The organism is Wenzhouxiangella indolica (genome assembly GCF_042310355.1).
Taxonomy (GTDB): Bacteria; Pseudomonadota; Gammaproteobacteria; order Xanthomonadales; family Wenzhouxiangellaceae; genus Wenzhouxiangella.
On record NZ_JBHJMR010000001.1, the window covers coordinates 471,512 to 493,135 of the forward strand.

Here is a 21,624-nt window from a genome sequence, read left to right on the forward strand (position 1 = left end):
CCGTCATGCAAGACCGGCAAAGCTGGATCTCCGCGCTTCTCCTGTCCCTGGGCCTGATCGTGGCGGCCGTCGTGATGGGCGCGGCCATCCGCGACTTCCGTATCAGCGATCGCTTTGTCGAGGTCAAGGGCCTGGCCGAGCGCGAGGTGCAGGCCGACCTGGCTATCTGGCCCATCCAGTACCAGCTCTCCGCGACGACGCTCGACGAGATCCGCAACGCGATGGACGCGGCCGACGAGGCGGTGATTGCCTATCTAAAGCTGCGCGGCTTCGACGAAGAGGAAATCAGCCGCACCCCGCCGCGCATCACCGACCAATGGATTCACGCCTACGGTGACCAGCGCCCGGAAAACCGCTACATGGCCGAGCGCGGCATCACCCTGCGCACCACCCGGGTCGAGGCCACGCGCAAGGCGCTGGAAGAAGCCGCCGACCTGATCAGCCAGGGCGTGGTGCTCACGCCCAACTGGGGCCAGTCCGTGCAGTTCCTGTTCACCGGCCTGGAATCGATCAAGCCCGAAATGATCGCCGAGGCCACCGCCGACGCACGCGCAGCCGCCGCCCAGTTCGCCGCCGATTCCGACGCGGCCGTCGGCGCCATCCGCTCGGCCCGCCAGGGCTTCTTCTCGATCAATGAACGCGACCCGTCCACGCCCGAAGTCAAACTGGTGCGGGTGGTGACGACCATCGAGTACATCCTGCAGTAGTTCGGGGAACACACTGCTTAAAGGGCCCATCGAACTTCGGCTCAATCGGCCTGGTCCTGCTGCCACGGCTGAATTCGGGCCAGAGTTGGTGCAAGCGCTTCGCGAGCCGTCTCCGTGTCGTGCGCGGCCTGCGCCCGCAGCCAGTAGCCGTCGGAAAGGCCGAAGAATCGGCACAGCCGCAGATCCGTATCGGCCGTGACGGCTCGACGCCCCTTCACGATTTCGCCGATGCGCTGGGGCGGCACATCAATCTCCTTGGCCAGGCGATACTGGCTGATGCCCATGGGCTTGAGAAATTCTTCCAGCAGGAGTTCTCCGGGAGTGACGGGTTCGATTCTGTCCATCATGTGCCTCACTGGTGGTAATCCACGATCTCGACATCTTCAGCACCGTCGTCTCTCCATCGAAAGCACAGACGAGGCTGATCGTTGATCCGGATGCCAACCGGGCCGTATCACGGCACTTGAATGACCGGATCATGGCAAAATATTAACGTGGTGCGTTAATAACGTCAAACGTTATAAGTGCAAGAACGAGGCTGCTGAAACGTCGACGGAGGGCTGCAGTCAGAAGAATCCGATCCGCTGATTGCGGCAATGACGCTTCCAGCTCAGCCGCGCCGCAACTGGTATAAGCTCTCGACCACCAGATCGTCGTCCATGCGCTCGCCGTGCCAGTCCGGAATACACGTTTCCGCTGAAACGTCCACGCCGGCAAGGCGGTTCTGCGTCATCAGTGCAAAGACGTTTCCGCGGAAACGCATCGGCGGGGCTTCCGGGATGCGTTCACCGCGGCGGTCGAGAAAAACGGGCTGCCCGCCCGGGTCCATTCGCACATCGAAACCGCCTTCGTGCACGGCGCGATGATGGTGCCGGCACAAGGTCACCAGGTTATCGAGCTTCGTCTCCCCACCATCGGCCCAGTGCACGACATGATGCGCATCGACGTACTTGTGCGCCGTACAGCCGGGAAAGCGACAACCCTCGTCCCGACGCTGCAGTGCGCGCCGGATGGCGGGCGGAATCGAGCGAGACTTGCGCCCGACATCGAGTGTCTTGCCGCCGGCCGATTCGCGCCAGGGCACCACCCCACAATCACACCCCAAGCGCCGCGACGTTTCCGCTGAAACGTTTCCGCCATTCTCCAGCGTCGACTCGGCGCCGCAGCCGTCCTCGCGCAGCGTGTCCAGGTCGGTATGCACATGCACCGTGCAGCGGTCGCCGCCATGGACTGCGCCGCCGTCTCCCGAAAGCAAACCGTCGGCCAGCCGCTCCAGCGCATCCGCGCGGCGTTGTTCGACCGGGCAGGGCATCGGGCGCTTGGGATCGGGTGCGCTCGACGTTTCCGCGGAAACGTCCTGCTGCTCCTGCGCAATCTCGTCCATGGCCGCATCCACGGCCTTCTGGATCCGCTCGCCCTGTTCCGGCGTGAAGCGACCGTGCATTACCCAACAGCCGTCCTCGTCCATATGCCACACCACGCGGCGCCGCTCGTGGCGCTCGTTCTCGGCGTCCAGCGCTTCATTGCGCCTGGCCCGCCGGAATTGGCGCACCGCGCGTTCCAAATGCGAGGCCGTGCCGTGGAGGGCAATCATCAGCAGGAATTCCTCGTTCTCGGGCGTGGCCACCCGAGTCATGGCCCGCGCCTTGGAGTAGCTGATTTCACCCTTGGAGAAAGAAGCACTGATTTTCGGCAACTCGCCCAGGGCATGCGCCACCCGCAATTTCTCGCGCGCGGCGTTCAGGCCAATGCCGCATTTCCAGTTCAGCCAATGGGCACAGGAACGGATACCGGGATCGGCCCAGCCGGCTGTCTCGTCAAAGCGCCGAATCAGCGTCAGAAAGCGGTAATTGGCGGCATGAATATGCGCGGCCAGTTCGGTGATCTGGTCTTCGAGCCGGCGAACTTCGTCGGCCGGCAGGGTGGGGGTCATCGGTGTGCTCAACGCCATGATTCTGCCCTCGTTCGAATACTATACAAGTATACAGTAATCCGGACAAAATCTCAATAAATCATGGGATTGAGGCCCGTCTGTCTGCTGCAAACGCTGCGAATCGTGCCAGCGCCAACGTGGTGTGGTGAAATAGCCTTCGCAGCCGCAACGGAGTCCAGACAATGAGCGTCCAGGAAGCCTACAACCGCTGGGCCGAGCAGTACGACGAGAACCACAATCGCACGCGCGATCTGAACATGCAGTGCCTGCGCCAGGCCGAGCTGCCGCTGGCCAACGCCAGGGTGTTCGAGGCAGGCTGCGGCACCGGCCTGAACACCGAATTCCTGGCCGGGCAGGGCGCGCAGGTCGTGGCCATGGATTTCTCGGATGCCATGCTCGAACGGGCAAGAGCTCGCGTCGGTCTGTCCTCGGTGCAGTTCGAGGTCGGTGATGTCACGCAGCGCTGGCCAGCCGAGGACGATTCCTGCGATCTGGTCGTCATTACCCTGGTGCTCGAGCATGTCGAGAACCTCGCACTGGTGTTCACCCAGGCCCGGCGTGTTCTGTGCAAAGGCGGGCTGCTCTACATCGCCGAATTGCACCCGTATCGCCAGCTCGCCGGCGGCCAGGCCCGGTTCACGTCGGAGGGCAGCGACCGCGAAGAGATCGTTCCGGCCTGGAAGCATTCGGTCTCCGAGTTCGTCTCCGAAGCCATGCGCGCGGGCTTCGAGATGCAGGGTATTGCGGAGCCTGCATTCGAGGACGATGAAGTGCCGCGTTTGCTGCAGTTGTGGTTGGACCGGCGATAGCTGTAGCCAGTCAGGCCTTGACCCGTGTTGCGCACCACGCTACAAGGAAAAGATACCGGCCGATGGTCGGTCCGCGTCAGCGGAAACTGGCGGCTGACCTTCGAGTTTCGGGACGGCCAGGCTCACGTCGTTGATTACGAGGACTATCACTGATGACCATGCACAATCCCCCGCATCCAGGCGAGTTTATCCGCGAGGTCTATCTCGAGCCTCATTCCATGACCGGGCGTCAGTTGGCTTCGAAGCTGGGCGTTTCGCCATCCACGCTCAATCGAATCCTGCAGGGTCGTAGCGGCATCAGCCCCGAAATGGCGCTTCGTCTTTCCAAGGCACTCGGACGATCGCCCGAGAGCTGGCTCCTGATGCAGGACAATTACGAACTCTGGCACGCCCGACAAATGCTGGATCTCGATGCTGTGGAGAGAATCGAATTCCGTGCGGCCTGATCTTGGCTGCGCGTTTCCGCTGAAACGTCGACCAGCCGGGCACGCTTCCGACAACACCGAGTGAGCCCAGACAATGCCCGGAAAGAACCTCAATCCCGCACTGCGCCTTCGAATCAGCCTGGAAGGCATCGAGCCGCCCATCTGACGAACCGTGATCTTTCCGCGCAACGCAACCCTGCACGAGCTGCACCGGGCCATCCAGGAGTTGTTCGACTGGTACGACTACCATCTGTACCAGTTCGACATCGACGGCAGATGCTTCGAAGCGCCGGACGTAGCTCCAGACTTTCTGGACGAGTGCGTGGCGACTGTCGTTGCTAGTCATTTCAATTGATCTTCAATGTGTTCGAGTTTTTCCAACAGGCTGGGAACATCGTCCTGGATGATGCTCCAGACGGTGTCGTCGTCTATTCCGAGGTAGGCATGAATCAATCGATTGCGCGTGGCAATGACGAGCCGCCAGGGCACCTCCGGGTGACCAGCCCGAACGGACTCGGGGAGATTCGTTGCTGCTTCCCCGATCAACTCCAGATTGCGCAAGGTGGCGTCATAGGTTCGCTGATCTTCGATGAACGCCGCCTGGTCGAGCTCGTGGGTATAGTCCAGAACCCGACGAGCGAAATCCATCATGTCGTCCAGGTAAAAGCGCCACTCGCGTTCCGGGCGCTTGCTATTGGACATACACCGCCTCGTTCTCGATGTACTGCCGCAGCTCCGGGCGCAGGGCCTTTTCTGTCACCAGATCGACCGGGCGCCCCAGCAGGTCCTCTAGGTGGAACTGCACGCCGAAGTAGCGTCGGGAAGTGGCCGGACCGTCGAATCTAACCAGAATGTCCACATCGCTCCCGCTTTCTGCGTCATTGCGGCTGACGGACCCGAACAGCGCCAGGTCGGTGACACCGAACTCTTGGGCGAGGAAAGGCTTCTGCTGCTCCAGCAGGCGGATTACGGCGGACTTGTTCAGTGGCTTCTTCGAGGCAGAGTTCATCGTGTCATCCTCGCGGCGTTGGGCGCGATACTTCTGCATTCTACAATACCGCCCGCAATTGCCGACTGCATGCCTGATAATGGCATCCCGGCCTCATGCGCGGGCCGTTCGGGGCGAGTTCGCCTTTGACGTGGCCTCACGTTCGGCGCGGATTCGGGACAGGAGTTCGCTGCCCGCTGATCGACGGGAGCGTATTCTAGCCCGAGCGGCTGATTTGATTGACCAGGAGTTGACCCTGGGTGAACTACGCAAGACGCTCGACATGACCCAGACGGCGCTGGCCGAGCAGCTCAAGGTGGGTCAGGAAACGGTTTCGCGTCTCGAACGCCGAACCGACATGCTGCTCAGCACCCTGGACGATTACGTGCAGGCGCTGGGCGGTCGTCTGGAACTGAACGTGGAGTTTCCCGGCCACAAGAAGGTTCGGCTCAAGTCGTTGCATGAGCCGAAGTCCAATAGCGAAGAAGCGGCCTGAGCTGCAGGCGATGGCTGCACGTTTCCGCTGAAACGTTGATGGTCAGAACCTGGCCTTTAGCCGCCTGAGCTGCCTTCCGATCTCACGTTCGGGCAATCGGCTCTGGTTGTCGAGCATGATTCCATAGGCCGACTCCATCTCATCGATGGTGACGAGCCGGGCATCGAATAGTTGTTCCATCAGCCAGATCGTTCCAAACACCTCCACATCCTTGCTGCGCGCCAGTTCGCGCAATGCTTTGTCGCCGGTCAGAAGGGGGCATTGCCGATCTAGTGAGAGAACCAGGGCGAACAGGTCGTAGATGCTGGGCTTTGAGTAGCGGGAACGATACTCATAGGCCTGGCTAATCAGTTCCGGAGGCAGTTCCAGAAGCTGGAGTCCGAGTGCGGGCAGGTCGCCGTGGTGTGTGCTCAGTTCGTCGTGGTAGAGCAGGTCGGGTACCGCAAGATCGAGATCGAGCTGAAATAGCCGCGGCGTGAGAGCCGCGCATTCAAAATCAATCAGGATGTTGGCGTCACTGATGATCAACGCCATAGTCGGCTTCCAGATTGCGCTTCCTGGCCAGCTCGCTCGCGGGAATGCCGAGGAGTTCCGCCGCGCGTGATTCGCCGATTAGTTCCTCGGCCAGCGCCCGGTAGATCAGGCGTTCGAATCGCTGGGGGCTTTCTGGCGGATACTGCGGGTCGGGTTCGCGCTCTTTCCAGCCGTGCTTGCGCATCAGGCCCCAGAAACGACCCAGGGTGCTACGATTGATAATGCCCAGGTCAGAGGCGCGGTACGACCAGCCGCCCATGCTCAGGCCCCATTGCTGCTTGAGCAGGTAGAGTTCGCGCGGCTCGATCCACGAACGGCTTTTGCCCAGCGCTTTGCGGACCTCCTCGGCCGACACGAGAAAAGCGCCGGCAAAGCGGTGGCAGGCACGTTCCTCGTCCTTGGCCAATTCACCTTTGAGCCGACCGGCCAGCACCAGGTGCCCAAGCTCATGGGCAATCGTGAATCGCTGACGGTCGCCGGGCATGTTGGCACCCACGAGCACGACGGTATGCCCGTTGGCCTCGGCGGCCAGACCATCGAAGTCGCTGGCCTGCGCGTATTCGCTGAGCAGCACTTTCAGGCCGTGTTCCTCGAGCACCTCGATCAAGTCTACAATCGGCTCAGTGCCCAGGCCCCAGGCCTTGCGCACGGCAGACGCTGCTCGCTCGATATCCTCGCCGCTCTCAATCGCCGCCGGAACGCCCTTCGGTACCCGGAACGACCACGACCATTCATTGGGCAGCACGTCTTCCAACGCCAGCCACCGCTCCATTTGCTCCAGCGCGTCGGCCAGCACGCGCTTCTCCTGCTTGGCAGGAAGGCGAGCGTGCTTGCGGAATTCCAGCTTGTCCAGCGCGACCTGCTGCGTGCGGAAGAAATACTCCACACGCACGCCCAGCGCCTCGGCCAGCCGCATCAGCACCTTAGAGGACGGCACCAAAAGACCCCGCTCGTACTTGGAAATGGCCATGGCGGAAACGCCGCAGGCTGCGGCGAGCTCGCGCTGGTTCAGGCCGGCGGCTTCGCGGGCTTGTTTTATGCGGGTTCCGAGCATTTCGGTGTTTCACGTTGGACGGTGTATAGGTTTACTAGTATTGTTGACATATCCCACGTTGTAAACTATATTTCGTGTGACGGGCATCACATTTCAGCGGGCAGATCCCTGAAGACTACGCCCGCAAACTCATGCGTCGAAAGGAGAACAGAGCAATGGCTGTAAAGCACACCCCGACAAACGAAGTTCACAAGGGCACCAAGGGCGGAACGACCGGATGCGGCTTCGACACCCGCGAGCATCCGAATCACTGGGTTAGTACGCACGAGCGGATTACCTGCAAGAAGAACGGCTGCAAGAACTAGTTAGTTTGGCGCCCCAGCAGGCCACTGCCTTCTCTGCCCCAAGCGCTTGGTCCTGAAGCGGTGACAGCGGACGTGGAAGGCCCACATTCTCGGATGTCGGCTAGCTCCAGAGGTTGTGACTGGGAAGCGCCCATGCAATTGTTCTGTGTCAGCCTCGAGTGCTAGACTGATGCAGTCTTGAGGCTCTGGGCAGACCGCATGAAAAGCTTTGACCGCATTACCATCGAACCGGGCAAGATGAACGGGCAGCCCTGCATTCGGGGCATGCGTCTGACGGTGCGGCGGGTGCTGGAGGCGCTTGCGACCTATCCAGATCAGGATGCCGTGCTGAAGGATTATCCGGATCTGGAGTCCGAAGACATTCGCCAAGCTTTAGCCTGGGCAGCCTGCAATCTGGACGATGAGATCGTGGAGCGTGACGTCGCTTGAGGTTCTTGCTCGACCAAGGTGTCCCGCAAACTTCTGTTGACTTGTTGAATGCGCGAAACATGAAGGCAGAACATGTATCGCGATTGGGCATGAGCAGGTCCGGCGATGCAGAAATCTTGCAGCATGCCCGCGATCATGGTTTCGTTGTTGTTACCCTTGATGCCGATTTCCATACGCTTCTGGCGCTGAGTGGGGCGAGCGCGCCTTCGGTAATTCGTGTTCGTGTACAGGGGTTAGATGCCGGAAAATTTACCGACACGATGATGGTGATATTGCCGGACATTGCCGAATCGATAGAACGCGGCGCAGCGGTTACGGTAACGGCGACCAGGATCCGCATCCGCCATCTTCCAATCAAGGCTTCGGACTATCAGAACACTCAGTAGGTGTTTTCGGGGATTGGATAATCCCAAGGCGTCTGGCAGGTAAATAGGGGTGAAAGCTGCTAGATCGGCTGGGCATGCCGGCTGCGCGTTTGCATTTGGCGCTGCTGTCGCGGTAAAAAGAGGCGGATTGGCGCAAGTGCTTGCCCGCGGGGCCGGGCGCAATGGGAGGGCGATATGGCGAAATCTTGGATTCCTGAGCGGATTGATTCGGGCGAGCGGGCTCGGCTGATTTCGGGATGACAAAGAGAAAATCCGAATTCGTGAGGTGGATGGGCCCCATCCTTGATGCGCTGCGGGAACTCGGCGGATCGGGGAAGCCGCGTGAGGTCTCCGAGTGGATTTCCGAGAAACATCAGATCCAGGGAACGCCGTTGGAAGAAACCCTGAAGTCTGGCCAGTCCCGCTTCTACAACCAAGTCCATTGGGCGCGTCAGTATCTGGTCTGGGAAGGACTTCTCGATGCTTCCACACGGGGCGTCTGGACCTTGACTGACAGGGGGTTCGAGACTCAGCTGTCTGAAAGTGAGTCGCGCGATCTGTTCCTGAAGTGGGTGAAGATTCATGCCGATGCCCGCAAGGATTCCGAGCCCAACGATCAATCTCCAGATGCCGAAGTAGGGATTCCGGATGAGGATCACCGCCAGCTCCTGCTTGAATTGCTCAAGAAGGTGACTCCGGAGGGCTTCGAGCAGATCTGTGCGAGGTTGTTGCGAGAGTCAGGATTCGAGAAAGTGACCGTTACCGGCGGTCCGAAGGATGAAGGGATCGACGGAATCGGAATCCTCCAGGTCAATCCTTTCGTCAGCTTCAAGGTGCTTTTTCAGTGCAAGCGCTACCAGGGATCGGTGTCGCGCGCGCAGGTTGGCGATTTTCGCAACGCCATGATCGGTCGAGCGGACAAGGGCATCATCATGACCACCGGCACGTTCACGGCAGATGCTCGCAAGGAAGCTGATCGCGATGGAGCGCCGCCGGTCGAACTGGTGGACGGCGAAAAACTGGTGGAAATGTTCGAGGCCGCCGGGCTGGGTTTGAGTCCGAAAACGGTTTACGAAGTGGATCAGACATTCTTTGGGCGTTTCCTGCCCTCGGATTAGCTGTGTTTCAGATTTTGGGGAGAGTTCGAGACCGCAAGCGATCGCGGATTTCACTAGGTGACGCCAATTCGAGAAAGAGTTCGAGCGCTTCGCTCAAGTTCCTGCGAGCGTATAGAGCAGTTTCTCCCTGGCTGGCGATGTCGAGTTCCGGGCAAAGGGCGACATAGGTGTCGACTTCGCGTTCGATGATGGCTGTGAAGCGCTGTTTCATGTTTCATAGAGGCTTTGTGGGTACATGAGACGGTGGGCCTTGAGTTCTGGGACTTCCGCAATGAAGGTGTTGTCTTCGTCGCTCCAGAAGTTGATGATCTTGTGGCGACGCATAGGATCAGGCCGCGGGGCGGGTGGTGGCCAGCTTGCGTTCCCGGTCAGCCGCGAATTTCAGGCATGCCCGAATATCCTCCCGGGTCAGATCCGGGAAATCGGCGAGAATCTCGTCTTCCGTCATGCCGGAGGCCAAGTACTCGAGTACGTCGTAAACCGTGATCCGAAGACCCCGGATGCACGGCTTGCCGCCGCGTTTGCCGGGCTCGATTGTGATGATTGGGTCTGTGCTCATGCCGAATATGCTAGATCAAGCATACAACTGAGGCAATTGGCAGGCCAGGGCATGACGATCACAGCTTATGGGGGTCACCGGCCAAGAGGGAGTCACGCTTTAGCCTGCCATTGACTGGTGTTGCGCACCACGCTACACTCCTTCCATGATTCAGTCTTTTCGCCACAAGGGCCTGGCAAAGTTCTATCAAACCGGCTCGGTGGCGGGAATTCAGCCTAACCATGCGAAACGCTTGAGAATGATATTGGCTGCCCTGGATACAGCCGCATCCGTTCAGGACATGGATGTTCCGGGGTTTCGACTGCACCAGCTCAAGGGAAAACACGCCGACCGATGGTCGGTCCGCGTCAGTGGAAACTGGCGGCTGACCTTCGAGTTCCGGGACGGTCAGGCTCATGTCGTTGATTACGAGGACTATCACTGATGACCATGCACAATCCCCCGCATCCAGGCGAATTCATCCGCGAGGTATATCTCGAGCCCCACTCCATGACCGGGCGTCAGTTGGCTTCGAAGCTGGGCGTTTCGCCATCCACGCTCAATCGCATCCTGCAGGGTCGCAGCGGCATCAGCCCGGAAATGGCGCTTCGCCTTTCCAAGGCACTCGGTCGATCGCCCGAGAGCTGGCTCCTGATGCAGGACAACTACGAACTCTGGCACGCCCGACAGACGCTGGATCTCGATGCTGTGGAAAAAATCGAGTTCCGCGCGGCCTGATCTTGGCTGCACGTTTCCGCTGAAACGTCGTCCAGCCGGGTGCGCTTCTGACAACACCGAGTGAGGCCAGGCAATGCCCGGAAAGAACCTTAATCCCGCACTGCGTCTCCGAATCACCCTGGAGGGCATCGAGCCGCCCATCTGGCGAACCGTGATCTTTCCGCGTGACGCAACGCTGCACGAGCTGCACCGGGCCATCCAGGTGCTGTTCGACTGGTACGACTACCATCTCTACCAGTTCGATATCGACGACACATGCTTCGAAGCGCCCGAGGATGAGGCAGAGGGCGAGGACTCGACCAGGGCCAGGCTGTCGAAACTGATCACCAGGGCCGGCCAGGTTTTCCACTACGTCTATGACTTTGGCGACAACTGGATCCACCGGATCGAAGTGGAAGACGATGAGGTGTCCGCTGACCCCGGCTGGATTCCCTGGCTGGTCGACGGCGAGCGGCGCGGGCCGCCGGAAGACTGCGGGGGTGTATCTGGCCATCAACGGCTGATCGAGGCCATCAATGCGCCGCCCGAAACCCTTGACGAGGATGACCGCGCCTTCGTGCGATGGGCAGGAGATGATTTCGATCCGGAGGACTTCAGCGTGTCGCAGGCGCGGCATGCGTTGCTGCTTTCGGCGGCGTGGGGGTGTTTGGAAGGGCGGTGAAGCGTCGGCAATACCGCTACTGGCGTCAGCTCCGGCGCGTATGCTAGTCTGAGCCGAAATCCGGCCGAACTTGGGAAGGGGCAGGACGGGTTTGCAGATTACTGAAGGGAGAATGATCGTGGCCAAGCGCGATCTGCATAGATATTTTGGCGTTGGCGGCTCTTGTCCAGATACTGCGTTGAGCAGGCGGCTTCTAGCGTGCTCTAAATCAGCGTGGAATCGCCGGTGATCCGGAAGGTGTCCGGCGAATCCGCAGAGTATTCAGCGTTCCGCTCTGGCATGGAGAGTTCCAACTTTCTGCGCTGATACTCCATGCCGAATCGCTTTGCAAGAGAATCACTAGTTAGCCGACAGTAAAATCTAGGAAAGTGCAGCATGCCGAACAACGAATCATTCATTGATGTGTCTCTTTCTTCGCTTACCAAGAATCCGCGACAAGTATTTGTTGCGTACAGCTACCGTCACTTTGATCAGAGAGATTATAGGAAGGCATACGAAAAAATTGGGGCTCTTCTCGGTTTTGTGTGGGCTGACCGGTTCGGATAGGCTACCGGCTGGCCCCGATTCGAGTCCAGTTTCATGCACGACCGCGAGCTCTACCGCCAGATTCTCGGCATTCAGCCGCCCTGGGAGGTTTCCGAGGTGGACGTCGACCTGCCCGGCACCGGCGTGACGGTCCACATTCAGCATTCTGGTTCGGATCTGGCGTGCCCGCAGTGCGGCGCGGCTTGCTCGGGCTACGACACCCGCGAGCGTAAGTGGCGGCATCTCGACACCTGCCAGTACAAGACCTGGCTGGTCGCGCAGGTGCCGCGGGTTCGGTGTCCGGAGCACGGCGTTCATCAGCTGCCGGTGCCCTGGGCCGAGAACAACTCTCGACTGACGGCGCTGTTCGAGGCATTGGTGATCGATTGGCTCAAGATCGGCACGATTTCCGAAGTGGCCGAGCGTCTTGGATTGAGCTGGTCTGCGGTCAGCGGCGTGCAGGAACGTGCGGTAGCCCGCGGCCTGGCGCGCCGGGCGCAGGATTTTCCGGATTCGATCGGCATCGATGAGACCGCGTTTCAGCGCCGGCACCAGTATGTGACGGTGATCAGCAGCGGCAATCGGGTGCTGCACGTCGCCGACGACCGCAAGCGTGCGAGCCTGGATGCCTGGTACGCGGCGCAGCCGGCCGAGGCGCTGGCAGGCTTGCGCACGGTGACGATGGACATGTGGCGCCCTTTCATCGATTCGACGCTGGCCCACGTTCCGGGGGCGGCGCACAAGATCGCCTTCGACAAGTTCCACGTCGCCATGCATCTCGGCGATGCCGTCGACAAAGTTCGCCGGGCCGAGCACAAGGCCTTGCTGGCCGAGGGCGAGTCGGTCCTGATCAAGAGCCGCTATCTCTGGCTGCAGCACCCCGACAATATGACCGACAAGAGCTGGGGCCGTCTCCAGGCGCTCAAGTCCGCCAACCTCAAGACCGCCCGGGCCTGGGCGATCAAGACCCATGCCATGTGCTTGTGGGACTACCAAGCCAGAGGCTGGGCGCGCAGAGCCTGGATGGACTGGTACAACTGGGCGATCCGCTCGCGCCTGGAGCCGGTCAAGAAGGTCGCGCGAACGATCAAGGCTCATCTCGAGGGCATCCTGACGGCCGTGGTCACCGGTGCGACCAATGCCCGCGCCGAAGGCTTCAACACCATGATCCAGAAAATCAAGCGTGACGCCCGCGGGTTCCGAAACAAGGAGCGATTCAAGGCTGCGATCTACTTCCACTTGGGTGGCCTCGATCTCTACCCGGAGGCTGTCCGAAAATGACTGCTACCCACACGATTCAGTGAAGAGCCAAAATTGGTAAGGCCTTCAATGTTGATTTCGTCTTTGCTGACGAGAAGATTTCATCTCTTCATATCCTGCAAAAGATTGCCAACTCCATCAGAGAATCTCAGCTTGGGATTTACGATATTACGGCGTGGAATCCAAATGTTACGTTAGAGCTTGGGCTCGCTCTCGGAATGGGAGAACGAGTGTTCATCTCCTTAAATCCTACTGAAACTGAGTTAGATGATGTCCCTTCCGACCTCAAGGGGGTCGATAGGCTCAACTACACGTCTTTTTCGACACTGGAAGATGAGCTTGAGCGTCTGATAGCCCAGATGCTTCCTCCGGCAGCCGACCCGGAGGCTGAAAATTTTCTCACGATGCTTCAAGATCGAATCGTTGAGTTAGTCAATAAATCGCCGGGCCAGACAGTAACCAATATCTCTAAGGCCGTTGGAGTGAACATAGACCTTGCCAAACTTGCCGTACGCAACGAGCTTGATAGTCGTCTTCGCATGAAGGGTAAAACTCGTGGCGCAAGGTACTACCCAATTGATGGCTGACAAGTTGCTGCAGTAGACTGCCCAAATCGCTGCGGCGCTTTGGCCGGAAACCGGGCCGTAATGCTAGTCCGCACAGCCGTGCCTTAGGTAGGCTGACACGAGAATTTAGAGTCGATCAGGAGACATCGAATGTCTGAGAAAAAGGTAGTGTTCATCGCGTTTGCAATTGATGACGAGCGCCAGCGTGATTTTCTCAAGGGCCAATCACTCAATACGAAAACATCCTTCGAGTTCATCGACATGTCGGTGAAGGAGCCCTACGACACCGAATGGAAGAAGCGGGTCCGCACCCGGATCAAGCGTTCTGACGGTGTGATCGCTCTGGTGAGCAAGAATTCGCTCACCTCCAGCGGGCAGGAGTGGGAGATCGCTTGTGCCAAGGAAGAGAACAAGAAGCTCTTGGGCATTTGGGCATACACGGACGACCGAACGAATCTCGCGGGTGTGAGAACCGTCGTGTGGACATGGAAGGCCATAGAGGATTTTATCGATAGCCTCTGACAGGCTACGGGAGTCTCAATCATGAGAATGGCACTTATTGTCGGGATCAACCACTACGAAAATGGCGGGTCCCTTTTCGGTTGTGTGAATGATGCCCATGCTGTGAAGGCCGTACTCGAACGACACGACGGTGGAGCCGTAAACTTCGATTGTCGGCTGCTGACTGGAACGGGCCCATCAGAGCTCGTCAAACGAGGCGAGCTCAAGGACCAAGTCGAACAACTATTCAACACTGACAGTGAGATAGCGCTATTCTATTTCGCCGGCCATGGGCACATTGAGGCAACGGGCGGGTACGTGTTGACGTCCGAGGCGGCAAGACCTGATGAGGGCGTGTCACTTTCCGAAATCTTGACGCTAGCCAATGCCTCACCCTCGAAGAATCGAATAATCATTCTTGATAGCTGTCACTCTGGAATTGCTGGGACGCCCCCAAATGGGGCTGCCCACGCAAACTTAACAGAGGGAACTACAGTTCTCACCGCGTCCACCAAGGACCAATATGCTTCGGAGGAGAATGGCAGGGGTGTATTTACTACTCTCCTTGTGGATGGGCTGAGCGGCAGTGCGGCAAATCTGACAGGAGATGTAACTCCGGGCAGCGTTTACGCTCACGTTGATCAATCTCTTGGACCATGGGAGCAGCGCCCGGTATTTAAGACAAACGTCACGCAGTTCGTTTCATTGCGAAAATGTGCCCCACCGATCGATATTGACGACCTAAGGCGACTGACAGAGTTCTTCCCTTCGCCAGGGCATGAATTTGCACTTAACCCAACATACGAACCGGAGATGAAAGGGCGGGACCCAGGCATGCCAGACCCGGACCCTGAGAATGTCAAAGTATTTGCAATCCTCCAACGGTACAATCGGCTTAACTTGCTAGTGCCTGTTGATGCTGACCATATGTGGAATGCTGCAATGGAGAGCAAATCATGCCGGTTGACGGCATTGGGAGAACATTATCGTAGGCTTGTCGCAAAAAACCGTATCTAGGGGAGCGTCGCCGCCCAACAAGTCGCTGCAGGTGACGTTTGACCCACCGCCCATTTTCGCTGCCGCAAAAACGGCCGTCGCCTCAAACGCACCTGAACTCAGGCGTTGTGCATAGTAGGGCGCTGTAACGTATGCCAACACAAAAGATCTCAGCCGCGGCGATTCAAGCACTGAAAGAAGCGCTGGCTAAAGTCTATTGGTATAAGTCCGATCTACGAAGCTTTCTCACTCACTGTTTGTCGGACCCAGCCCTACTGTCACGTATAAATTGGAGTGAATATAAGAGGAATATTGTCGCCACTCTCGTCGACCATCTGGCAAAGAATGAAGAAGTCTATCAGCGGGACCTGTTACGGCTAATGACGGAAACCTGCAACGTCACCGACTTCTCGCATCTCAGCAAACTCGATGATGGAGAGAAGAAGGCCTTAGAAGCGAAAGCCGCTGTGGACGCGCTTCGAGAACAGGTTAAAGGGTATCGTGACCTGCAAGACGAGGAGAAAGCAGCCGAGGAAAGGCGACAACGTTCCCACGAAAAAATGATGCGTGTTAACGCCGTCCAGGACGAACTTGACAAGCTGAAACGGGAGTTCTTTGCGCTTGTTAGCGCAGAAGACCCGCAGCAGCGCGGATTTTGTCTGGAGAAGGTCCTCCGAGGTCTGTTTGTCCTGTTTGAACTGGACCCAAAAGCATCATTTCGCAACACCGGCGAGCAGATTGACGGAGCCTTTAGTTTCGAGGGAATCGATTACCTCCTGGAAGCCAAATGGCAGCAAGAGCCGGTGCCGGCAAAGGAGCTAGATAGCCTCGCTGGCAAGTTGTCTCGCAAGCTCGAAAATACACTGGGTCTGTTCCTGTCCGTTAATGGATTCTCAGAAGATGCCGTCAAGGTCCATTCATCTGGCCGCCGCTTGGTGATTCTGATGGATGGCAGCGACTTGATGGCAGTTCTCGAGGGTCGGATTGATCTCGTCCAGCTGCTCTATCGGAAGCGGCGTAAGGCCGCGGAGACCGGAAATATCTATCTTCGTATCCATGAGATCTTGTAGCCCGACTATGTACATCAAGGCCATCGAGCCGACGCTCGTACCTCGCGCGGCTAACGGCTAGCGTTACCAAGCCCTCAGGCGTACCTCAGGTGGCGGCCCTTGGGTTCGGGAATCGGGTCGCCGAACTCTCGAGCGGTATCTAGCCAGAGTTCGATAGCCTGCTGGGCGTTGTTCAGCGCCTCCCCCTGAGATTCACCGTGGGCCTGGCAGCCCGGGAGTTCCGGAACTTCCGCGATGAAGGCGTTGTCTTCGTCGCTCCAGAAAATTATGAGCCCGTATCGGCGCATTCTATGCCTCGAAGAGTTTACGTTCGAGTTTGCTCTGACGGATGATCGACTGCAGGGTGCCGCTTTTCAATTCCTTGTGTAGCGGGACCGGAACCGTGACGGTTGAGTTGGCGACCGATTTCTGCATGATGACATGACTGCCTTTCTGGCGAACCTGCTCGAATCCATGCGACTGTAGAATCTTGCAGACGTCCGCTCCCGACAGGACTTTAAGGCGACCCAACGGCGACCTCCATCTGGGTGACATAGATTTCGTCGTGCAGGCGGCTCTGGATCTCGTCGGGAGAGGCCGATTCGAGGAATAGCTCGATGGCCTCTCGCAAGTTGTTCCTGGCTTCGGACACCGACTCACCCTGACTGGCGATATCGAGTTCCGGGCACAGGGCGACGTAGGTATCGTCTTCGCGTTCGATAATGGCGGTGAAGCGCTGGGTCATTTGGGCTCTCCGGGGTGCATGCTTCGATTATGCGCCAGTTGCGTGGTTTTGGACATTGGGGCCACGGTCAGGATTCCCTCAGGCGGTACTGGCCGGATTCGTCCTCACCGACCATGCCGAGGTCGGTCAGGGCTTCGACTACCTGGATCACGGATTTTTCTGGTTTGCGCTTGAAGTGAGTGGCCAGGGTAGGGGCGTCCATCGGGCCGGTGGTGAGTTGGTCGCGGACGGCTCGGATTTGGGCTTGTAGGGTCTTGGGCCAGGGTAGTTTCTTGGTTGGCTCGTTGGCTTGTTTGCTGGTTGGCTTGTTGGTGGCCTCGGCGGACTCTGCTGCCAGTTCGCCTTGTTGGGCGGTTTCTTCCGGGGCCTGGTAGTCGGGGCGGAGCCAGCGGATTTTGCCTTTGGCTTCTTCGGCGGCGCGTTGGTGGTTTAGGTCGACGAGGCGTTGGAGGAGTTCTTCTTCGGCTTCGAGTTGGTCTTCGGGCTTTTCGGGCCAGGGGGTGGTGGCGCCGGGGCGGCCGACTAGTTTTTCGGCCAGGTCGTCCCAGCCGTAGGCGTGGAAGACGGCGCGGTCGAGGTCGTCGTGGAGTTCGCGCAGGACGGAGACCAGGCCCTGTTCGTGGATTTCCTTATCCTTGTGGGTCAGGGGTTCTTCGCGGCGTAGTTTTTCCAGGACGTTGTACATGCCGGTCATAGTGAGGCCGGGGTGTTGGCCCTGTTGGCGTTTACGGTGCGTGTCCAACTGCTTGGCCAGGGTGGTGATGTGATTGGCGGTGGCCTCGTCAGGAACCGGGAAAGGGAAAGTGCCGAAACATTTTGAGTTATACATGGGATCGTTCCCAACACCGAGTCTGCCGCCAGCTCTGAGTGACCAAAGAACGTGCAGACGGCTGGAAAGGGTGCCAAGTTGCCACAGGTGATGAAGAGCAACTCCAACAAGGCCGTCGTCAGGCAAGACTGATTTCTTCAGCCTCACAAAGAAGCGGTGTTTGCTGACGTAAGTTGTCGCGACATAACTCCCGATGTCTTTCATGGCTGCTTGCAGCTCTGTCCTTGGCCGCCAATGTAGCCACCAGTTTTCGGCCAATCCCTTGGCTTTCTTCTGTAGTCGCTCTGGCTTTACTCGTTCTAGAAGCCACTGATAGGAAAAAGGATATTCAACCCGCAGCTGTTCCAGCGATAGACCAAACGTATTGATAACGCTAAGGTTACGATCTTTCTGATTGACATCCTTGCCACTCATTAAGCGCATTAGAAGGGTCTCCTCCTTTGGTGCGCGTTGGAGGAATGCATGTCGCTGCTCAGGGCTAAGAATGAAACCAGCGCCATGTACAATAACCCCTCGGCTGCATAAGCCAGTGTTTGACTGAAGAATTTCGGCACCAGTAACGTTGGCCCCAACACCTAAATCGGAAAAGATCTTCCCCTTGGTCCAATCGATAGTAAAGGTCGGAGTTTCCTTCTCGCTGGAGGTGGCTTCGTTGATTATGACTCCCCGCACCCCTTCGAAGTCACCGGCCCTGGCGACTGTCATTGCAATGCGAACAGCAGCACCCGCGCTAGAGTCGACCCAAGGGTGATCTGGAATGGCAAATTGCAGTGAAAGCGACTTCTTCGAGCTGAGAAACTGTTCCAACACCTTCCTGTTGAAGGACTGGCGAATGCTGTTGGTTGTAATCAGCCCAAATTGCTTGAGATCATCCTTCTGACAAAGAGTTGCTGCCTTGTGCCACCAGTACATTACGAAGTCCGATGATCTAGGTACGTGCTTCGTCCATGCGTCTCGCAGCGCATCGACGTAACCGTCGCCTAGCGCTAGACGCATTCGCTTGTTGCCAATAAACGGCGGATTCCCCACCACATAATCCGCCTCAGGCCATTCCGCCTTCCTCGGATTGACATAAACCTCCTCCGGCACCTGGGCAGACTCGTCGGGGATGTCTTCGCCGGTGGTGGGGCTCAGCTTGTAGGTTTTGCCGTCCCAGCGCATGATGGGGCGGCCGTGTTCGTCCATTTTGTATTCCCAGCGGTCGTAGGCCAGGACGGCGTCGCGGCATTCGATGTTTTCGAAGGCTCTCAGGACGGGCTGGGGCGGGTTGATGTGGCCGTGGGTGCGGAAGTGCCATTGGAGGTAGCCGATCCAAAGGACCATTTCGGCGATGGCGGCGGCTCTGGGGTTGATTTCTATCCCCAGGAACTGGTGCGGGTCGACGGTGTTGCCCTGCATTTCGAGCAGGTTCTGGCCTTCGCCCAAGTCGGCCAGGGTGCCGAGGATTTCGCCTTCCAGGCGTTTCATGTGTTCGAGCGTGACGTAGAGGAAGTTGCCGCTGCCGCAGGCGGGGTCGAGGATGCGGATCTCGCACAGCTTGCGGTGGAAGTCGCGGATCTCGTTTACGGCCTTGTCGTGTTTGCCTTGTGCTTCCAGGGCTGCGGCGGCGGCCTGGACGTTTTTCCATTCGTCTCTGAGCGGGTCGATGACGGTGGGCATGACCAGGCGTTCGACGTAGGCCCTGGGTGTGTAGTGGGCGCCGAGTTTGTGGCGTTCTTCGGGGTCTAGCGCACGTTCCAACAATGTGCCGAAGATGGCCGGTTCGACCTGGCTCCAGTCGTGCTTGGCGGCGTCGATCAAGAGCTGGATCTGGTCGGCGTCGAGCGCGATCGGGTTGATGTCGAGGAACAGGTTGCCGTTGAAGCGCAGGATCTCGGTGTTGAGTACGCCGCTGTAGCCGCCGGTGTTCATCGTCTCCCACAGGTTCTGGATGGCGCTGGGGAAGTGCTGCGGCGTGCCCTTGAGCTTTTGCAGCAGGGCGGTGAACTCGCCCTTGGGCAGCAGGCCAACGTCTTCGCAGAACATGGTGAACAGGCAGCGCTTGATGAAGTGGGCGACGCGTTCGACCTTGTAGCCGTCCTTTTCCAGCGTGCGCGCCAGCTTGGCCAGGGTGTCGCTGATCTCGCGGGTGACGCGCGCGGCGTACTTGGACGGGTCCAGGCTGTCGGGGTCGGTCCAGATCTTTTTGAGGCGCTCGCGGACTTTTTCTTCGCGCAGGTCTTCCAGGTGGATGCGGTGCTTGCGCGGGTCCGGGAAGGGCACGTAGGTCGCGCCCGAGCGGGTGAACTCGGAATAGACCTCGATCGTCTTGCCGACATCGCAGGTCAGCAGGAAAGGCGGGCGGCCTTCCTCGGCGGGCAGGGCGCGGATGTAGGTGTCGGCCTGGGCGGCGGCGCGCAGCATGGCCTTGTCCCAGCGGCTGGATTCGTGCTTTTCGCTGACCTGCTTGGCCTCGAGCACGAAGTGGCCGCGGCGGTAGAGGTCGATGTAGCCGCGCGTCGTGCTGCCGTCGGGGTGGTTGATGTCGACTCTTCGTTCAAATACGTAGCCGTTCTTGGTCGGCTCGGGGCCGGCCGGTTCCGGACCGGGCAGGTCGAGCAGGCGGCACAGCTCGGTCAGGAAGAGCTGGTAGTTGGCGCGCTCCTTGCCGCCGGTGTCTTGCCAGCGGTCGATGAAGGCTTCGACGGCCTGTGGTGTGTGCTTGTCGGTGGAGTCGTTCATGCGTGGTGGTGCGGGTTCCCCTAAATGCTGGGGTAAAGACTACCAGCATCGTGGCGGGTGGGGGAATGGCCGGTTAAGTGCTCTCGTGGATCTGGTGATCGCTGTCGTCGAGGGGGTTGATCAGGCGGGTGAAGCCGAAGCCTTCGAAGTCGGCGGTGTTGCGGGTGGCGAATTCGGTGATGCCGTGGTGGCGCAGGGTCAGCGCGATGCGTGCGTCGAACACGGCTCGTCGGGCGATACCGGGGTGTTGCGCAACGTTCCATACCTTGTCCATGACCGGCGCGTTCTCGATCAGGGCCCAGCGCGGGTTGCTGCGCCAGGCGCGGCAGATGCCGGCTGCGTCCGGTGCGCTCAACGGTTTGCTCAGCACTGCGGGATTGCGCAGCAGTTGGTAGAGCTCCATCAGGACGAGTTCGCAGATGGCGACATCGTCGCGTACCGCGCATTCGGTGATGAAGCCCCGCGCTGGCTGATGCTCGGGGCAGTCGCGATTGTGCGCGTAGAGCAGGATGCTGGTGTCGATGGAGAGCAAGTCAGGCGTTGCCCAGTTCGCGCCAGGAATCTTCCGGGGCCTGGAACTCGCCCAGGGCGTCGGGGGCGGGCGGTTGCCACGGGCCGTCGCCGCGTCCGGGCGGATAGATTCGTTGCATGTGCTCCAGGCCGCGGCGCAGCACCTCCGCCAGGCTGATTTCCTGCTCGGCGGCAATCCGCTTGGCTTCGCGGTAGAGCTCGTCGGGGAGTTGAATCTGGGTGCGTACCATGGCGCCGAAACTACAGTGATGTAGAAATGATGTCAAATTCCATGGATGAGGGTCTCGCGCGTCGTGGGCGTTGCGCGTCGTTGGGGCCAACCCGTAGCATGGCTCGACCAAGGGGCTTTCTACACAGGGATGTTCACGATGAGTGCACCAGTCAGCCAGGAAGTGCGCGACTACGTCGACGGTCTCGACTATGAGCGTCGCAGGGGTGAGTGCGAGCAGCTGCTCGAGATCTTTCATCGGGCCACGGGGCTCGAGGCCGAGCTGTGGAGTTCTTCGATGATCGGCTACGGCCATTATCACTATCGCTACGAATCCGGCCATGAGGGCGACTGGTTCCTGACCGGGTTTGCCCCGCGCAAGCGCGCACTGTCGATTTACATCATGCCGGGGTTCGAACCGTACGAAGATCTGATGCAGCGGCTGGGCAAGCACAAGACCGGCAAGTCCTGTCTCTATCTGACCAAGCTGGAGAACGCCGATCCGGAGGTGTTGGAAACGCTGATCCGTGAGTCGGTGGCCCGGATGGAGGCTACCTGGAAGTAGCGGGCGCGCGACCCGCGAGCCGGGGCGA

32 protein-coding genes are annotated in these 21,624 nt (G+C 59.1%); 18 read left to right on the forward strand and 14 right to left on the reverse strand.

All coding sequences use genetic code 11. From position 1 onward, the window contains the following. The first annotated feature begins 5 nt into the window (after positions 1–5). The gene (locus tag ACDC67_RS02240) at positions 6–707 is read left to right on the forward strand and encodes an SIMPL domain-containing protein (RefSeq protein ID WP_376690228.1); all 702 of its coding nucleotides are present in this window, start codon (positions 6–8) and stop codon (positions 705–707) included. 41 nt (positions 708–748) lie between these two features. On the opposite strand, the gene ACDC67_RS02245 is transcribed toward ACDC67_RS02240, so the two are convergent. Next, the gene (locus ACDC67_RS02245) at positions 749–1,054 is read right to left on the reverse strand and encodes a HigA family addiction module antitoxin (protein ID WP_459117365.1); all 306 of its coding nucleotides are present in this window, start codon (positions 1,052–1,054) and stop codon (positions 749–751) included. A 263-nt stretch (positions 1,055–1,317) separates the two neighbouring features. Next, the gene (locus ACDC67_RS02250; RefSeq protein ID WP_376690230.1) at positions 1,318–2,658 is read right to left on the reverse strand and encodes an HNH endonuclease signature motif containing protein; all 1,341 of its coding nucleotides are present in this window, start codon (positions 2,656–2,658) and stop codon (positions 1,318–1,320) included. Between the two features lie 164 nt (positions 2,659–2,822). On the opposite strand from ACDC67_RS02250, the gene ACDC67_RS02255 reads away from it, so the two are divergent. The 4 genes from ACDC67_RS02255 (at position 2,823) to ACDC67_RS02270 (ending at position 4,229) form a co-directional block, all read left to right on the forward strand. Then, positions 2,823–3,449, forward strand: a complete 627-nt coding sequence (locus tag ACDC67_RS02255) for a class I SAM-dependent methyltransferase (protein WP_376690231.1) — start codon at positions 2,823–2,825, stop codon at positions 3,447–3,449. A 24-nt stretch (positions 3,450–3,473) separates the two neighbouring features. Beyond that, positions 3,474–3,602 (forward strand): type II toxin-antitoxin system RelE/ParE family toxin, encoded by a 129-nt coding sequence (locus ACDC67_RS02260; RefSeq protein WP_376690233.1) that lies wholly within the window; start codon positions 3,474–3,476, stop codon positions 3,600–3,602. After that, positions 3,602–3,895: a HigA family addiction module antitoxin gene (locus ACDC67_RS02265; protein WP_376690234.1), complete on the forward strand. Its 294-nt coding sequence runs from the start codon at positions 3,602–3,604 to the stop codon at positions 3,893–3,895. Before ACDC67_RS02260 ends, ACDC67_RS02265 begins: the two co-directional genes overlap by 1 nt. Before the next feature lie 151 nt (positions 3,896–4,046). Beyond that, positions 4,047–4,229: an IS1096 element passenger TnpR family protein gene (locus ACDC67_RS02270; RefSeq protein ID WP_376690236.1), complete on the forward strand. Its 183-nt coding sequence runs from the start codon at positions 4,047–4,049 to the stop codon at positions 4,227–4,229. Here the strand turns inward: ACDC67_RS02270 and ACDC67_RS02275 are convergent. Together ACDC67_RS02275 and ACDC67_RS02280 are read right to left on the reverse strand one after the other, a co-directional pair. Next, complete coding sequence (locus tag ACDC67_RS02275) at positions 4,217–4,576, reverse strand: HepT-like ribonuclease domain-containing protein (RefSeq protein WP_376690238.1); 360 nt, start codon at positions 4,574–4,576, stop codon at positions 4,217–4,219. The two genes, ACDC67_RS02270 and ACDC67_RS02275, sit on opposite strands and share 13 nt — an antisense overlap. Continuing rightward, positions 4,566–4,883 carry a nucleotidyltransferase family protein gene (locus ACDC67_RS02280; protein ID WP_376690569.1) on the reverse strand — a complete coding sequence of 106 codons (318 nt, stop codon included), beginning with the start codon at positions 4,881–4,883 and terminating at the stop codon, positions 4,566–4,568. Before ACDC67_RS02280 ends, ACDC67_RS02275 begins: the two co-directional genes overlap by 11 nt. Positions 4,884–5,097: 214 nt before the next feature. Between ACDC67_RS02280 and ACDC67_RS02285 the strand changes: the two genes are divergently transcribed. Beyond that, on the forward strand, positions 5,098–5,358 hold the full coding sequence (locus ACDC67_RS02285; protein ID WP_376690240.1) for a helix-turn-helix domain-containing protein: 261 nt from the start codon (positions 5,098–5,100) through the stop codon (positions 5,356–5,358). A gap of 42 nt (positions 5,359–5,400) precedes the next feature. Here the strand turns inward: ACDC67_RS02285 and ACDC67_RS02290 are convergent, their stop codons facing one another. Together ACDC67_RS02290 and ACDC67_RS02295 are read right to left on the reverse strand one after the other, a co-directional pair. Then, positions 5,401–5,892, reverse strand: coding sequence for a PIN domain-containing protein (locus tag ACDC67_RS02290; RefSeq protein WP_376690241.1), 492 nt, complete (start codon positions 5,890–5,892; stop codon positions 5,401–5,403). Beyond that, positions 5,873–6,946 carry a helix-turn-helix domain-containing protein gene (locus ACDC67_RS02295; protein ID WP_376690243.1) on the reverse strand — a complete coding sequence of 358 codons (1,074 nt, stop codon included), beginning with the start codon at positions 6,944–6,946 and terminating at the stop codon, positions 5,873–5,875. The genes ACDC67_RS02290 and ACDC67_RS02295 overlap by 20 nt, the downstream gene beginning before the upstream one ends. A gap of 503 nt (positions 6,947–7,449) precedes the next feature. Here ACDC67_RS02295 and ACDC67_RS02300 point away from each other — a divergent pair. The 3 genes from ACDC67_RS02300 to ACDC67_RS02310 all read left to right on the forward strand — a co-directional run bounded on the left by ACDC67_RS02300 (position 7,450) and on the right by ACDC67_RS02310 (position 9,163). Continuing rightward, positions 7,450–7,680, forward strand: coding sequence for a DUF433 domain-containing protein (locus tag ACDC67_RS02300; protein WP_376690244.1), 231 nt, complete (start codon positions 7,450–7,452; stop codon positions 7,678–7,680). A 5-nt stretch (positions 7,681–7,685) separates the two neighbouring features. After that, positions 7,686–8,066 (forward strand): DUF5615 family PIN-like protein, encoded by a 381-nt coding sequence (locus ACDC67_RS02305; RefSeq protein WP_376690570.1) that lies wholly within the window; start codon positions 7,686–7,688, stop codon positions 8,064–8,066. Positions 8,067–8,335: 269 nt separating this feature from the next. Next, positions 8,336–9,163 (forward strand): restriction endonuclease, encoded by an 828-nt coding sequence (locus tag ACDC67_RS02310; protein WP_376690246.1) that lies wholly within the window; start codon positions 8,336–8,338, stop codon positions 9,161–9,163. A gap of 7 nt (positions 9,164–9,170) precedes the next feature. Here ACDC67_RS02310 and ACDC67_RS02315 read toward each other — a convergent pair whose 3' ends face one another. Both ACDC67_RS02315 and ACDC67_RS02320 read right to left on the reverse strand, forming a co-directional pair. Beyond that, on the reverse strand, positions 9,171–9,374 hold the full coding sequence (locus ACDC67_RS02315; RefSeq protein ID WP_376690247.1) for a type II toxin-antitoxin system HicB family antitoxin: 204 nt from the start codon (positions 9,372–9,374) through the stop codon (positions 9,171–9,173). Positions 9,375–9,491: 117 nt separating this feature from the next. Next, positions 9,492–9,722 (reverse strand): DUF433 domain-containing protein, encoded by a 231-nt coding sequence (locus ACDC67_RS02320; protein WP_376690249.1) that lies wholly within the window; start codon positions 9,720–9,722, stop codon positions 9,492–9,494. A gap of 145 nt (positions 9,723–9,867) precedes the next feature. On the opposite strand from ACDC67_RS02320, the gene ACDC67_RS02325 reads away from it, so the two are divergent. The 8 genes from ACDC67_RS02325 (at position 9,868) to ACDC67_RS02360 (ending at position 16,018) form a co-directional block, all read left to right on the forward strand. Further along, positions 9,868–10,146: a type II toxin-antitoxin system RelE/ParE family toxin gene (locus tag ACDC67_RS02325; RefSeq protein ID WP_376690250.1), complete on the forward strand. Its 279-nt coding sequence runs from the start codon at positions 9,868–9,870 to the stop codon at positions 10,144–10,146. After that, a complete protein-coding gene (locus ACDC67_RS02330) occupies positions 10,146–10,439 on the forward strand; it encodes a HigA family addiction module antitoxin (protein ID WP_116649910.1) in 294 nt (97 codons plus the stop codon). The genes ACDC67_RS02325 and ACDC67_RS02330 overlap by 1 nt, the downstream gene beginning before the upstream one ends. A 73-nt stretch (positions 10,440–10,512) precedes the next feature. After that, positions 10,513–11,100, forward strand: a complete 588-nt coding sequence (locus tag ACDC67_RS02335) for a plasmid pRiA4b ORF-3 family protein (protein ID WP_376690252.1) — start codon at positions 10,513–10,515, stop codon at positions 11,098–11,100. 579 nt (positions 11,101–11,679) lie between these two features. Further along, complete coding sequence (locus tag ACDC67_RS02340; protein WP_376690253.1) at positions 11,680–12,906, forward strand: ISL3 family transposase; 1,227 nt, start codon at positions 11,680–11,682, stop codon at positions 12,904–12,906. A gap of 209 nt (positions 12,907–13,115) precedes the next feature. Beyond that, on the forward strand, positions 13,116–13,472 hold the full coding sequence (locus tag ACDC67_RS02345; RefSeq protein ID WP_376690255.1) for a hypothetical protein: 357 nt from the start codon (positions 13,116–13,118) through the stop codon (positions 13,470–13,472). A gap of 129 nt (positions 13,473–13,601) precedes the next feature. Next, complete coding sequence (locus ACDC67_RS02350; protein WP_376690257.1) at positions 13,602–13,973, forward strand: TIR domain-containing protein; 372 nt, start codon at positions 13,602–13,604, stop codon at positions 13,971–13,973. A gap of 21 nt (positions 13,974–13,994) precedes the next feature. Then, a complete protein-coding gene (locus tag ACDC67_RS02355; RefSeq protein ID WP_376690258.1) occupies positions 13,995–14,969 on the forward strand; it encodes a caspase family protein in 975 nt (324 codons plus the stop codon). Between the two features lie 131 nt (positions 14,970–15,100). Next, on the forward strand, positions 15,101–16,018 hold the full coding sequence (locus ACDC67_RS02360) for a restriction endonuclease (protein WP_376690260.1): 918 nt from the start codon (positions 15,101–15,103) through the stop codon (positions 16,016–16,018). A gap of 74 nt (positions 16,019–16,092) precedes the next feature. Here ACDC67_RS02360 and ACDC67_RS02365 read toward each other — a convergent pair whose 3' ends face one another. The 6 genes from ACDC67_RS02365 to ACDC67_RS02390 all read right to left on the reverse strand — a co-directional run bounded on the left by ACDC67_RS02365 (position 16,093) and on the right by ACDC67_RS02390 (position 21,053). Beyond that, entirely contained in the window at positions 16,093–16,305 is a 213-nt protein-coding gene (locus ACDC67_RS02365; RefSeq protein WP_376690262.1) for a type II toxin-antitoxin system HicB family antitoxin, read from the reverse strand. A gap of 1 nt (position 16,306) precedes the next feature. Then, a complete protein-coding gene (locus ACDC67_RS02370; RefSeq protein WP_376690264.1) occupies positions 16,307–16,528 on the reverse strand; it encodes a type II toxin-antitoxin system HicA family toxin in 222 nt (73 codons plus the stop codon). Beyond that, entirely contained in the window at positions 16,515–16,742 is a 228-nt protein-coding gene (locus ACDC67_RS02375; protein WP_376690266.1) for a type II toxin-antitoxin system HicB family antitoxin, read from the reverse strand. The genes ACDC67_RS02370 and ACDC67_RS02375 overlap by 14 nt, the downstream gene beginning before the upstream one ends. A 67-nt stretch (positions 16,743–16,809) precedes the next feature. Next, a complete protein-coding gene (locus ACDC67_RS02380) occupies positions 16,810–20,292 on the reverse strand; it encodes a class I SAM-dependent DNA methyltransferase (RefSeq protein ID WP_376690267.1) in 3,483 nt (1,160 codons plus the stop codon). A gap of 73 nt (positions 20,293–20,365) precedes the next feature. Continuing rightward, positions 20,366–20,824: a TA system VapC family ribonuclease toxin gene (locus ACDC67_RS02385; protein ID WP_376690269.1), complete on the reverse strand. Its 459-nt coding sequence runs from the start codon at positions 20,822–20,824 to the stop codon at positions 20,366–20,368. 1 nt (position 20,825) lies between these two features. Then, the gene (locus tag ACDC67_RS02390; protein ID WP_376690271.1) at positions 20,826–21,053 is read right to left on the reverse strand and encodes an antitoxin; all 228 of its coding nucleotides are present in this window, start codon (positions 21,051–21,053) and stop codon (positions 20,826–20,828) included. Positions 21,054–21,191: 138 nt separating this feature from the next. Between ACDC67_RS02390 and ACDC67_RS02395 the strand changes: the two genes are divergently transcribed. Further along, complete coding sequence (locus tag ACDC67_RS02395) at positions 21,192–21,596, forward strand: DUF1801 domain-containing protein (RefSeq protein WP_376690273.1); 405 nt, start codon at positions 21,192–21,194, stop codon at positions 21,594–21,596. Positions 21,597–21,624 lie beyond the last annotated feature (28 nt).